At 32.1% G+C, this 14,519-nt stretch carries 6 protein-coding genes; all 6 read left to right on the top strand.

Going from position 1 to position 14,519, the window contains the following annotated elements; translation table 11 throughout:
• The first annotated feature begins 60 nt into the window (after positions 1-60).
• Entirely contained in the window at positions 61-7,548 is a 7,488-nt protein-coding gene (locus ACFEL1_RS01375) for a DnaJ domain-containing protein (protein ID WP_375331222.1), read from the top strand.
• 131 nt (positions 7,549-7,679) lie between these two features.
• Positions 7,680-8,521, top strand: a protein-coding gene (locus ACFEL1_RS01370; protein WP_375331221.1) for an IS5 family transposase whose coding sequence is annotated in 2 segments (ribosomal slippage) — positions 7,680-8,052 and positions 8,052-8,521 — 843 coding nt in all. Because the reading frame shifts where the segments join, the coding sequence is not laid out codon by codon here.
• An 801-nt stretch (positions 8,522-9,322) separates the two neighbouring features.
• Positions 9,323-10,498, top strand: coding sequence for a nucleotide sugar dehydrogenase (locus tag ACFEL1_RS01365; RefSeq protein ID WP_341760880.1), 1,176 nt, complete (start codon positions 9,323-9,325; stop codon positions 10,496-10,498).
• 8 nt (positions 10,499-10,506) lie between these two features.
• Entirely contained in the window at positions 10,507-11,607 is a 1,101-nt protein-coding gene (gene wecB, locus ACFEL1_RS01360; protein ID WP_341762365.1) for a non-hydrolyzing UDP-N-acetylglucosamine 2-epimerase, read from the top strand.
• On the top strand, positions 11,595-12,701 hold the full coding sequence (locus ACFEL1_RS01355; protein WP_341751241.1) for a glycosyltransferase family 4 protein: 1,107 nt from the start codon (positions 11,595-11,597) through the stop codon (positions 12,699-12,701). Before wecB ends, ACFEL1_RS01355 begins: the two co-directional genes overlap by 13 nt.
• Before the next feature lie 118 nt (positions 12,702-12,819).
• Complete coding sequence (locus tag ACFEL1_RS01350) at positions 12,820-14,463, top strand: glycosyltransferase (RefSeq protein WP_341760882.1); 1,644 nt, start codon at positions 12,820-12,822, stop codon at positions 14,461-14,463.
• Positions 14,464-14,519 lie beyond the last annotated feature (56 nt).

The raw sequence follows: 14,519 nt of genomic DNA, 5'->3' as shown, positions 1-14,519 counted from the left end.
ATAATAGAGGGAATCACATAAGCTAAATACTGATTTTTTACATAGAAAATGGAAGTAAAAATGAAAAGGTCTGAAGCAAAAAGAATTAATCGCAATACTGAGCTTGGCATAGAAATAACGTCAGAAATATTAACTAACCTTAATTCAGATAAGTGGTACAGTCAGGAAGATATTGCAAAAGTCATGGAACATCTTACTCGGAAATACGGATATGATTTTGTAAAACAATGTGAAGTTGCAGGTAGTATAGATCAATTAGGTAAATTTCTTGAAAAGTACGAAGAAGCTGATTCAGAGCCTAGATTTATTATATATAACAAAGAGGCTAATCACTGGGTTACTTTGTGCATTATGCATATTGGGCAGTCTACCACCATTTTATATAAAGATTCTTTTGGCAGAGAAATTCCCGGCGATATTCATGATGTTTTATTTAAAAAGTTTGGGCTAGGTACAAGACTGAAAGTACACGCGAACAAAGAACAACAAGATTCCACTAGTTGTGGTCCTATGTCTTTAAAGAATATGGAAATAATAATGTCTTCCATAAAAGGTAACCAATTAGACTTTATCGAACACTTTGAGACTACACAATTTTGTCAACATAGACAAGTACAACAAGTTAAAGAATATTTTAAATCAGAACTAGGTCAATACATACGAGTTACTATAAATAAATATATCCTAGAGTTATCAGAAAATGTGGCGTTTAAGGTAGCGATAAAGAACTTTGTAGAAAAAATACCCTACGAAGCTTTTGACAAGATTAATTCTTATGGTCAAGCTTTACAACAGTACTTTGAAAAGCAACCAAAAGAAGTATGCTCTGAAATAGTAGATCATCTGCAAAAAGAAGTGCTAGAGAAAGCCCGAGAAGAAGCAAGAGCAAGGTTAAAGCAACTGCGTAAAGAAGCATTAGAAAATTTACCAAAATTAATGGAGTACGTTAAAACCATACTGCCAGAAGGGATTAAAACTGCAGAGGATGTGGATAAATTAAAAAGAACATTACCAACAGAGGTATCTAAGGTAATACTGCCTTTGGTAACACCGGTTACAAATGGGATAATTGAAGCAGGTGTAGTTGTAATAGCAGATTACTTACCAACTCTGTTAGCAGAACCAATTAAAGTAGGGGGAAGATTTGTTGCACATCAAGTCACTAATAAAATACAAGGAGCAGTGGAAGACACAGTACAAAAAGGAGTAAATAAAGTTAGTGAGGTGATGGTAAATGTCGCGAGTAGTGTCAAAGAAAAAACAATAGAAACTATTGATACCCTACAAGAATTAGTGGTAGATAAAAGCTCGACACTTGCAGCAAATACTACTAAGTCGATAGCTAGTCTGTTTATACGCAAAGCTAACGATATAATAGAATCACAATACTCTGAAGAGCTAAGGAAATTTACTCAAATATTTGATTTGTTAGCAAGATATAAAGTAAACGAGGAATTAGAAAACCTACTTAAAGATACTTGCCAAAAACTAAATTTAGACTATGACAAAGTAAAACCATTTTTTGATTTAATAAAGGTTCGACAAGAAAATAGTTCGCAGCAAAATAATGGTAGTTTACAAATAGATAATGCTAATGCTGAAGAAACTAATCATCTAGAAAAAAGAACAGAGCCTCCACTTAGTACTAATAATAAGTCTACAGAGCCAAACGTTAAGGATTTAGAACAATTATTAAGCGAAATAGTCTTAGGAGAAGATGGTGATAATTCGTTAGAAAGTCAAACATTAAAAGACAAATTAAGAGAACAATTTAACCAAGTAAAAAGTTCTTCTCTGTTATGGAATAGTAAGAGTCTAACAGATATTAGGAGTTGGGCTGATTCAAAAAAGGTAAAGCTCACTGCTATTGATATATACGAAGCTATAGCCATAATGGATAGAGTTAATGAATTAATCACCACTGACGGACATCGTTTAAGAGACACTCAAATATTATCTATTTTGGTATTTTTACAAACAAAAAATAACCAAGGGAAATTATGTCAAATTCATACAGGTGAAGGTAAAACTACTATAGTATCATTATTGGCAGTTATTAAAGTACTTCAAGGAGAAACTGTAGATATTATTACCAGCAACCATGTTCTTGCAGGAGAGGGGGTAGAACAGAGAGAAAATTTCTACAACGCTTTTGGTATAAGCGTTGCCCATAATAATACTGATGAAAATAAGGAATGTTATAAAGCAAATGTTTTATACGGTAGTATAGGTAATTTTCAATTTGATTATCTCAAAGACACTTTTTTGGGCTTGGGTATCCGTGCAGGTAGAGAATTTGCTACTGTTATTCTAGATGAAGTAGATAGCATGATTATAGATAATGCTGGCAGTATTGCGAAATTGTCAACTCCTTTCCCTAGTATGGAAAGTTTAAGATATGTTTATATTAAAATATGGCAAGAGTTACTCAAAGCAGAGAAAAGTTTAGAAAAAGAAATTGATAAAAAACTAAGAGAAAAGGCACAAGAGTTACAAGTAAGCAGTAAATCTGAAAAAGACAAGGAAACAGAATATATAAGCTTCCAACATGAATTAACAAAATCCGCAAGAGAAACAATTAAAGCTCAAATAAAGGCAAGTGATTTTAGCCAAATAGATACTCTAATACCTGAGCATCTTCAGGTTTATAAAAAAGCAAAATTAGAGCAGTGGATTGATAACGCTATTTATGCAAAATATGGTTGTCATGAAAATAGACAATATATTATCAAGGAAAAGGAAGATGAGAACGTTATAATCCCAGTTGATTATGCAAATACTGGAGTCACACTAAAAAATACAGTGTGGTCGCATGGGTTACACCAATTTGTACAATTGAAGCATAATTTACATCTTACCAGTGAAAGCCTAACTAGTAGTTTTATCTCTAATCTTGGATATATCAAAAAATACGGCAATAAAATATTTGGTCTTACAGGTACTTTAGGTTCAATAGCAGAGCAAGAATTATTATCATCTATCTATAATGTAGATTACGCCAAAATCCCTACATACAAAGCAAAAAAGTTTAATGAATTAGGTGGTATAGTCGTAGCAGATGATCACTTTGTTACTGTTGTTGCTTTAGATGCTTTAGAAAAGATCGAAGGTGGCAGGGCTTGTTTAATTATTTGTGAGACGATTGAAGATTTAAAAAATATAGAGAAAGCATTAAAGGTTCTACAGAAATTAACAAAAACAATTTTCTCTATCAAGCCTTATGGAGATGATAGTGACATTATCCCAAAAGAGCTGAAAGCTGGTACTATAATTGTTGCTACTAACATAGCGGGCAGAGGAACAGATTTTCAAACTACTAAAGAGTTGGAAGAAAACGGTGGGTTGCATGTGTGCGTTGTTTTCCTTCCGTGCAACCAAAGAGTAGAAGATCAGGCTTTTGGTAGAACTGCACGTCAGGGTAAGAAAGGTACTGCACAATTAATAATCAAAGTAAGCGAGGTGAAAAATTTAGGTATTGATATTGAACGACTAAATGATAGTGATTTTACTTTTAAAAACATAAAAGAAGCGAGAAATCAGAAAGAACGGGAGAGAATAAAGGAGCTTCAAGAAAGTAAAATATTAGAGTTAAATTTCCAAGATTTATTATTTAGTCAATTTTCAGAAAAATATCAAGATTTGCAGGGTAAGAATCAAGGTATATTAGGCTTTCATTATGTATTAGAAGATATTAAAGAATTTTGGGCTTTTTGGCTTGAGGCAAAGAACTTTAAAGGCAAAGAGCTAACAGAAACAAAAGCTAAAGAAGAGTTTGAAGCTTTTATCTCACTTCCCAATACTAAATCTATAATGGGTGGGAAGATTTTACATAATCCTTATTATAGCATAAGACAGGCAGACGCTTTCTTATTAAATGAACAATTGCAGGACGCAGAGAATGCTTTAAATCACGCCATTGCATTAACTAAAACTCCTGAGATATTACACTCGGCTTACATCAAACTTTTTGAAATTGCCATGGAACGTGGTGGGCAAATGATGGAAAGATTTAAAAAAGCTCTAGCAAAGGTAATTTCTATAAATGTTGAAAAAGATGAAACATACAAAACCAAAGCCATATCGGCTTTAGAAAAAGCAAAAGAGGCTCTAGACCTAGAGGTTAGCTATATTCAGAAATATTTCTTTGCTAATCCTCAAACTGACGAGAGTCAAATTCAAGATTTTCAAAATATATTAATAGTACCTGAAGTACATGACAAAGAAAATATTTTCTTAAAGCATTTAGAGTCAAGAATGGTATGTCTAAATACTTACCGCAATATCATAGAGTGCCTAGACAAAGATGGTAAGGTAATTGGAGGTCTACTATATCAAATTAAAGAGGAATTTAAAGATGGGGTAACCATCCATAAAAAGATTCCTGATTACTTAAAAACCTTAGATACTAATGATAATGCAGATCAACAACTGAAGCAGGCAATTACTGAAGCTGAAATCTCAGAATTAAATTTTGTAGGGCTAAACGCAATCTATTCAACAAGAGAAGTACATGATGTTCCTGATAATGTAATTACAAGGGCACAAGCCCAAATTGGTTCAGGTTTAGCAGCTTTAGCAGCTGGGTTAGTATTCCCGCCCTTGCTAATAGTAACAGGTCCAGCTGCTGGGGTACTGATTTCTGAAGGGATATGCGATATTGTAATGGAGCTAATCAGCAGCGGCGAAACAGAATTTAATGAAGCCGAATATATTAAGGGAAAACTAATTAGTTATGGAATAAGTATAGCAACCATGGGTATTGGGGCGGTAGCAAGTTCTATGAAGATATTAAATAACTCAATAAAAGCTTGTAGAGGTTTATCCAAAGCATTTAAGAATAGTAAAACTATGAAGACTATATGCAATAAAGTCGCTGATAAAATAGACGATATAGAAAAAATGCTAGAGAAATCCTTAACAAAAATAAAGCTTGAAAAATCATTAAAAGCACAACAACTTGGTGAATTATCCCGACTTGAAAAGCTTTCTGTAGTAACAAAGAGTATAGGAAAGGAAACTATTATGGATGTTGCCGGATCTGTAATAATGGAAAAAATAGTAACAAAGGGGTTAGAGGAGTTACTCACTAGCTTAAAACCACAAATTCAAAAAAAAATTAGTGGTACATTATCTCAGAAAATAGATAGAATGAAGATACAGTTAGTAGAACAAATTAAGATATTCGAGTTAGCCTCAGAAATAATTACCGGTAGCAACGGACAAATAGCAGCGGAGATAGCAAAGGAAATAGCACTTGGAGTAGCAAGGCACGGGAATAATTGGAAAATAAAAGCAACTTCTTTGGTAATTGATAGTATAGTTACAGCAGATAGAATCAATCAGTATCCGCAAGATTTCTGTAAGAAATTAAACTATCGAATGGATAAAAAGTTGCAAGAGCAGAGGAGTAATATCCTAAAGAACGACAATGTTGATCTACTAATAGAGCAACTTAGCAAGCAAGTAACAGAAAAAATATACAGTTTAATTATCCATCTTAGTGGTAAATTTGCTCATACTTGTGTAGTAGAACCGACTTTAAGTAAAGTAAGCCAAGAGGTTTTTTCATCAGCAAGTAAGAGTAAAGCTAGTGATTCAATTGATAGTGAACAAAACCGGCAGAGGAAAAGTGAGGAAAGTGATGCACATAAAAATAAATGCCAAGAAGCCCTAAAATTATTAGGACTTGATGAAGGAGCTTCTTGGGTAGAGATACGTAAAGCTTATAAAACAAATGCACTTAGAAATCATCCTGACAAGAATCCAAATGAGGAAGCTAGTATAAGATTTCAACACATTAGGGAAGCATATGATTTCTTAGAAGTTAATCATTTTAACAAGGTCTTTGGGAATAGTGAAGCGGAGCTAAAGAAAACTTACCAAAAAGTAATCATAAACCTTCGTCGTGATAAAGACAGTACTACTGACTTTAACAAAGCATGTGACATGTACGAAATGTTATGGCCTCTTAAGCAAATAACAAATGAAGCTGATGTCAGTACACATCGACAAGGTAATTATTTTGATTTGAATGCAATAAGTAAAGCCTTGAAAGTAACTATCACTGTACATTTTAAGGATAAACCTAATTGTAAACCAGTGGTTATTGGTGAAAAGCACAGTAACGGATCAGGCAATAAAGTGGTAGAGCTTGATTATAAGGATGCTCATTATACACCACATAAAGTAGAGGATAAGACTAAGATACAGTCAACTGGTGCGAATAATTGTTTATTTGATTCCCTAGCTGTTCAACTAGATCATCTTGGTTCGTTGGAAAGCAATTATAGTAGTGGTGAATTAATTAAAATAGCTGATAAAGCAAAGAATAGCTTTAAACATAAAGTTTTTAGGAAAGTTATGGCATTTCTAGAGTCAATTGATCATGGAGTTCCACAATATCTGTATGAAAAAGGTCAGTCTATTTGGTTAATGGGAGGAGCAACAAATGCTGATCGCCTTGAAAATGGACTAGACCTAGAATTTTCCATTTTTGGTGGTTCTTATGGACAATTGAACAAAGAGTTTGGTGGTATACGGCAAGGACATACTGAAATTAATCACGTGCCACCACAAGCTTCATACCAAGACACCCCATATTCGGAAATTAAATCACAACATATGCCAGCTATAGCAATGGAGCTAGTACACCATCGTAATGAAGCAGGCTCTCTTGGTGCAGCTTCCTCAACTGGATCAGAACCATATAGAGATATGCTTAAGAAGTATTTGATACAGGGAAAATTTTGGGAGGCTCTAAAAGTAGATTGCAACGATGTATTAAATACTCCTAAAGGAACTAAAGGAGTAGTTCGAGATTATTACGCATCATCAATCGTAGAGATGCTTAACTATATAAAAAATACAGATGTTCCAAATGCTCCAAATATTGTTGGAATACCTAGAGGACGCCTGATTAATGAAGAACAATATTGGCAAATAATTTATGATTTAAATCTAGAAGGCTTTCTAGCGAGGGAAGATCAAAGTAATGCAACTGGTAATGGTTTAAATGATTACGATTACTTGAATTACTGGAATGAATATAGCAAAGTAGCTATGGAAGCATTATTACAACTCAGGCTTGAAAGTGCTAACTTGGATAAATATAAAATAATCAGTCCAAATTATGTATGGGAAGGTTTTGAGGATGAAGGGGAAAAATTAATTAATGAAATTATCTCTAATTTAAAGGCAACTAAAGATAGATTATTAGTACCACTAAATTTATATGGTAAACACTGGGTAGGGATTGTAATAGAAAAGACTGCTAGTGATATCAACATTATTTACATGGATTCAGAACAAAACACTATACCAAGTTTATTGAAAGTGCAATTAACTCACCAAATGTCAACCACATACCCCGGTTATAGGGTCAATTTGGTAGAAACAGAGCTAGAACCACAAAAATATAATAATTGCGGACCAGAAGTAATCGAGAATTTACTCAGTTATTTAACCCATGGTGATCGCTTACCACAAGAATGTACAGTTTTAGGACATTCATTATTACTAGAAGATTTATTACTAATGGAGCTGTCGTGACGAATAAGTCAATCATTTAATTTGTAGTTGTATTTTTTAATTCCAATAAATTTTGTCTAAGAGCTTGTCCGCAAACTAAAATTAAGGTATGATGAAGTGAACAAAGTATTATTAGTAAGAAGTATAAAAGAATGAGCAGAAAAAATTATCCAACAGATTTAACAGATGAAGAATGGTTAAGGATAGAGGGGTTGTTTCAAGTATCGTATGTAAAGGGAGGTAGACCTTTAAAACATAGCAAAAGAGAGATTTTGAATGCAATTTTTTATGTATTACGTACTGGGTGTCAGTGGAGATATATGCCGCATGACTTTCCAATTTGGAAGACAGTATATGAACAATTTAGAAGATGGAAGAAGCAAGGTGTATTTGAACGTATGAACCATGAACTTATCAAGGATGTTAGAAGAAAATTAGGTAGAAATGAGTATCCTAGTGCTTGCATAATAGATAGTCAGTCTGTCAAGACAACAGAAAAAGGGGAGCTAAAGGTTATGATGGAGCTAAGAAAATTAAGGTCAGAAAGAGGCATATTATTACCGATACACAAGGCTTTGTGTTAGGTTGTTATGTCGGTTCTGCGAATGAGAATGATCGATACGGAGCTACAGTGCTACTCAGTAACATGCAAAAAGAGTACACTACTATTAAACAAATGTGGTCTGATATGGGGTATCAGTCTAAAGATTTAAAGGATCTCATTAAGGAAAAGTATAACATAGATTTAGAAATTGTTAAACGACCAGTGTGCAGATTTTGGATACCAAAAAATACACCACTAGAACTATTGCCAACAAGGGAAGTTGGGTTTAAAGTACAGCCAAGGCGATGGGTTGTTGAGAGAAGCTTTGCTTGGATAAATAGAAATAGAAGGCTCTCCAAGGAGTATGATTTTCTTACTGATTCTAGTGAAAATATAATTTTTTTGGCTATGAGTCGATTACTTCTTCGTAGGATTACTTCTATTACTTAGTTTGCGGACAAGCTCTAACTCCGTTATTTTATCTAGAGTGCTAGATAAATATGGAAACCTTGCCAATAATAAAAAATTTTTGACAATACTAAAGAAAATATCGCCAGTTACTTGGCATCATCATATTCATTTTCTCGGTCAATATACGTTTTACAATAAAGGTAATTCTATAAATATAGGTGAAATAATGAAAGATATCGAATTAACTTATTAATACATTTGGCAATCTACTTGCTTTGTAAATTAAATGCTAGTAAATAACCATTTATTGATTTGTGCTGCAACGACCAACAGCAGAGATAAAAAGTAAATATAAACTTGTCAAACAACTAAATCTTCCATCGTGGGAGAAGGCATACAAAGGCTAAGCTAAGATATTAACCTAGGATTATGAAGACTATATCTTATTCTCATGACTGTCAATTAGTAATTTCAATTCTGCTCGTAATCAAAAAAATCTGGGGTTCTATGTCAGAACGCCTACTTATACAAGTAGTGTGATATTGTTACAACTAAAAACTTATTCTTACAATTTTCTATATTATTTTTCTTATTATCACTAGTAAAATTATTAATTAATTTTAATATAAACTACTTATCATTTAACTTGACGGTGTAATATAAAGTTTTCAAAAAGAAAAGTATCTTATACCAGTACTCATTCTTGGTAGTCCTTTTGTCTTTGGAAAACGAATATTATCATACATTTTGTTCATAGAACCTAGAGAGTTTAATAAGTGCAATTTAATGTTGCATAAATAGTGTAAAATAATTTTGCAAATGACAGTTTAAGCCAAAATTATGAGTAAAATGGATAAAAAAGTTTGTATTATAGGGTTAGGATATATAGGTTTTCCTATTGCTTGTGTTTTAGCAAATTCAGGTTATTCAGTTCTCGGGGTAGATATTGATGAAAAGGTAATATTGAGAATAAATACAACTAATCATATTACTTTTGAAGCAAAAGTAAAAGATTTATTTATAAAAGGAATGCATGATGGGAATATCAAAATATCTACAAAGATTGAACATTCCGATATTTATATAATTACTGTACAAACTCCTTTAAATTTAGAAAACAAACCAGATATCTCTTATGTAAATGCAGCAATTGAATCTATTACACCTTATCTTAGAACTGATAATTTGGTTATTATTGAATCAACATGTCCGATAGGAACAACCGAGATAATGGCTAAACAACTTCGAGCTGTTTGTGCTAATATATTTGTAGCTTATTGTCCAGAAAGAATATTACCTAGTAATATTCTTAATGAATTAATACATAATGATAGGGTTGTAGGGGGAATAGACAGACAATCTGGGATACGAGCATCTGATTTTTATAGATCATTTATTCATGGTGGGATAGAAGTTACTGATTCAAAAACAGCAGAAGCAGTTAAGCTTGCAGAAAATACCTATCGTGATATTAACATTGCTTATGCTAATGAGTTATCTATGATTGCTGATCATATTAATATAAACATAAATGAATTGATTTGGTTAGCGAACAAGCATCCTCGTGTAAATATTTTACAACCAAGTCCAGGTGTGGGTGGTCATTGTATAGCTATAGACCCGTACTTTTTAGCAAATGCAGCACCTAGATTTGCCCAATTAACACTAAAAGCAAGGGAAGTTAATATCAATAAAACTAATTGGGTAATTCAGAAAATAAATAAAGTAGCAAAAGAAAATAATGTTAGAACCATAGCTTGTTTAGGTCTAACTTATAAACCTAATGTACCTGACACTAGACAATCACCGGCTATCATAATAACTGAGACTCTTAAACAAGAATTTGATGTTATTGCTTTTGATCCATATGTTAAAAATATAAAATCAATAAATTATTTACTAATAAAAGCAGATATGGTGGTTGTGTTAGTTGCTCACAATGAATTTTTGGATATATCTAACCATTTGTTTCATGAAAAAATTTTTCTTGATTTTACCGGAGTATTTATAAAATGAAAACAGTAATGACAGTAATAGGGACACGACCTGAGGCGATAAAACTTGCCCCTGTTATTACAGCTTTTAAGGATAATAAGTATTTTAAGAATGAGATATGTATAACTGGACAACATACATCTTTACTTGATTCTTTGCTTTTAGATATGAACATTAAAGTCAGTTATCAATTTGAACCTATAGAAAGTAATGGTTCTCTTTGCCAAAGCACAGTGCATATGTTATCACAATTTAGTAATATATTAGAAAAATCAAGACCAAATTTAATTATTGTTCAAGGAGATACTACAACAGCTTTTGTAGCAGCCCTTGCTAGTTTCTATTTGCGTATACCATTAGCACATATTGAAGCAGGTTTGAGGACAGGTAATATATATTCACCATGGCCTGAGGAAGTACATAGATGTTTTATAGATAAACTTAGTACTTATTTTTTTACGCCAACCAATCAAGCAAAAATCAATCTTATCAAAGAAGGGGTACAAGTTGATAAAATTTGGGTAGTAGGTAATACATCCATAGATGCAGTAAGACTTGTTAATAACAAATTATATAGATTGGAAACAGATTATAAATCAAAATTTATCTTAGTTACAATTCATAGAAGAGAAAATCATGGTGAAGTGCTAAAGGAAGTTTGTAATGCTTTACATAATATTTCTAAACGGTTTTTAGATATAAAAATAATATTTTGTTTACATCCTAATCCTTCTATAAGTAAGGCTGTGAAGAAGTTATTATCAGATATAGATAATATTGATTTAGTTTCACCAATAGATCATGTTCTATTTATTAAATTGCTAAAAGAATGTCTTTTTGTAATAACTGATTCTGGAGGGATACAAGAAGAAGTAACATTTATTGGAAAGCCTGTACTCATTATTAGAGATACAACTGAAAGATTAGAAGTAATTGAAGCTAATACAGGTATATTAGTAGGAACAAAATCAGTTAATATTATAAAGAATTGCAATAATTTATTAAAAAATCCGAATTTGCTGGCTGCAATGTCAAGAGTGCATTTTCCTTATGGGGATGGTTACGCAGCAGAGAAGATAGTTAATATCTTGGAACAAGAATTTAAAAAAGAAACTATATGCAAAAGTTAGGTATTCTATTTTTTGCTGATCGTCTTCCTCCATTAATCGGTGGCATGGAAATGCATGCCAAATATTTTACAGAATATTTCACTACTCATTCTAGGTTTCCTATTTTGAGTATAATTACAAAAAATGCTGAAGGGCAAGATTGTATTATATTAAACAAAGAAACTAAACCAATAAATTTAAATAAATTAGATAATGTATTTAATCCAGTTATTATATTTTTTAATAGTGGGCGATGGATAGAAGATCTTAAACAACTTCGTAATATATTTCCAAAAACTAAATTTATATACCGTACAGGTGGTAATGAAATTTTGAAAGCTTCTTTGATTAGTGGAAAAATGTCAGAATATATTATGCGGCGATCATATTGGGTTGATATTTTAAATGATACTGTAGATTTATTAATAACCAATTCTACTTACACGGAAAATCGTTTAAGTAAAATTGGTATAAAATGTCCTTTTAAACGTTTTGTAGGTGGAGTAAATATATCTGCATTAAAGGCAGCAAGGATTTTAGATAATAAACCTTTTACTATCTTCTGTGCCGCTCGTTTTGTTCCATATAAAAATCATTCATTAATGATATCTTTGGTTCATGAGTTAGTGTTAAGAGGCTATAGCTTTAAGTTGAGGTTAGCCGGGGAAGGTCCTTTACTTGAACAAATAAAAGGACTAGTAGATAAGAATGATCTGAGTTCAGTTGTAGAATTTCTTGGAGTACTCGAAAATGAAAAAATATGTGAAGAGATTATCAATGCAGATATTTACATGCAATTAAGTTGTGATAAAGTAACAGAAGTTCCCGGTGGTTCATATATTCATTCAGAAGGAATGGGACGTTCTATTTTAGAGGCTTTAACAGCAGGAACTTTTATAATAGCTGGTAACAGTGGTGCTTTGCCAGAGGTTATTACAGCCGATCGTGGATTACTGGTTAACTTCAATGATTTTCAACAAATAGTTAATCAGGTTGAACAGATTTTAAAATATCCTCAAGTTAGAAAGCCTTTGGACGATAAATTTTGTTGGTTAAAAATTTTTAAAGGTTATGAAGAATTATTTAAGGATATATCTAACCCGATAAGGGTTTAGATATAAAAATTTCTTTTACCAACATATTTTGTTTAATCAATGATTTTTGTAAGTATTTACATACAGAATAAAGTAAATCTTTTGTTACCAAATCCTAAAAGTAAAGGTGTATCTAAACATGAAAATATTATTAGTTACAGAAAAATTTAGTCCTGATAAAACTCAACGTGATGGTGGAGCTAGGTTGGTAGATACCCTAAAACGAGGTTTTAAAAATTGCTTAAGCATAATGCAATTTGGTGGACAAACCAATTCGTCAGCAACTTGGAGTTTTGATTATCCTGTGAATTTGGATAATCGGTTTGAAAAAAGGCTTGCTAATGCTGAGTTTATTGCAAAAAAAGTAAAATCTGTTGAACAGCAATTTACTCATATAATTTTTATCCATATATCAATGCAATTTGGGTTTATTGATATTAAATTACGGGAAGAGATAAAAACATGGACATTCCCTATGTTTTTGACGCCTTCTTACCAAGCATCTGGCGAAAACGTACCATCCAAATATACAGAAATGGAGTTTTTGACTCTAGCTAATACTCAAAATGTCTTAACACCAAGTTACTTGGAAAAAAAGCAATTAATAGAATTTTATGCAGTTTCGAAACGAAAGATTCAAGTAGTTCCAAGAGGTGTAGATACAAGTTTACTTATACCTAAAATTCGTTTTTTTAATAAACTACCGGTATTTTGTAGTTTAGGTAGCATCAAGCCTCAAAAAAATACTCTTGGATTAATAGATTTATTTGCTAAAGTGAAAAACAGATTCTCTGAGGCAACACTCCGTATCATTGGCCCAGTTCAAAATCAGGAATATTATAATGCGGTTAAGAATAAAATTAAAAAATTGGGACTTGATAACATTATAGAATTAACCGGCTATATACCTCCAGCTAAACTTGCATCGGCTATTGAAGATTCACACATTCATATCTCTACCTCAGCTTGTGAAACCTTTGGTCGCTCAATCTTTGAAACTCTTGCTTCTGGTATACCGAATATAGCAAGAATACAAAATAATGCTGCCGCTGAATTCTTATCAGATTTACCTTATGCTAAGTTCGTAAGTAATAATAATGAAGCACTAGATGCTATTGAAGAAGTGCTTAATAATCTACCTAAACTATCAGAAATGTCGCTTGAAATTGGTAAACTTTATAGTGATAAAATACTTGAGAGGTTACTTGTAGCAAAAATTCATAATAAAAAAGCTGTAGCTATAAGTGATTTTGACGGTACACTTTTTCATAAAAATGATTATGAAAGAACAAAAAAATGCATGTCAAAATTCCAGCAATTTTCAACAAAAATTATATGTAGTGCACGTTCACTTAATGATTTGCTTAAAGAGATTAGACAGAACAATCTAAAAGTAGATTGGATTATAGCCTATAGCGGTGCTGTAATTGCTGACGGTGAAGGTAATATACTATTTATTACCCCAATTGATTTGAAAGATATTAAAAAGTTACAATCCTTAGTTCCAAAAGCAAGGAAGATAACTGTGTCAAAACAAGTTGTGCAAATGTCTATGCCAATAAGTTTATTACTAGATATTTTTGATTTGCATGTTGAAATTTATCAAGAAATAGCTTTTGTAGCTAATTGGCAGTCCTCAAAATTACGTGCAATTCATAGACTTTTAAATCATATTAGTTGGTCTGGAACAGTTGAAGCATTTGGAGATAGTGAATACGATAAAGAATTTTTAACTTACTTTGGTGGAAAGTTTGTTAAAACTATTAATAGAGTTCTTGTGTAATTAAACGATCGCTTAATTACACAAGAACTCTATTAAGGTATCAAAAAAATTAGTAG

Origin of the sequence: Candidatus Tisiphia endosymbiont of Oplodontha viridula (assembly GCF_964264865.1) — a bacterium.
Classification (GTDB): Bacteria; Pseudomonadota; Alphaproteobacteria; order Rickettsiales; family Rickettsiaceae; genus Tisiphia.
The sequence above is the reverse complement of the archived record's forward strand: the minus strand, read 5'-3'. Positions and strand labels throughout refer to the sequence as shown.

Coding starts and splice junctions, on each gene's coding strand:
- ACFEL1_RS01375 (WP_375331222.1), top strand. CDS start 61: ATGAAAAGGTCTGAAGCAAAAAGAATTAATCGCAATACTGAGCTTGGC.
- ACFEL1_RS01365 (WP_341760880.1), top strand. CDS start 9,323: ATGAGTAAAATGGATAAAAAAGTTTGTATTATAGGGTTAGGATATATA.
- wecB (WP_341762365.1), top strand. CDS start 10,507: ATGACAGTAATAGGGACACGACCTGAGGCGATAAAACTTGCCCCTGTT.
- ACFEL1_RS01355 (WP_341751241.1), top strand. CDS start 11,595: ATGCAAAAGTTAGGTATTCTATTTTTTGCTGATCGTCTTCCTCCATTA.
- ACFEL1_RS01350 (WP_341760882.1), top strand. CDS start 12,820: ATGAAAATATTATTAGTTACAGAAAAATTTAGTCCTGATAAAACTCAA.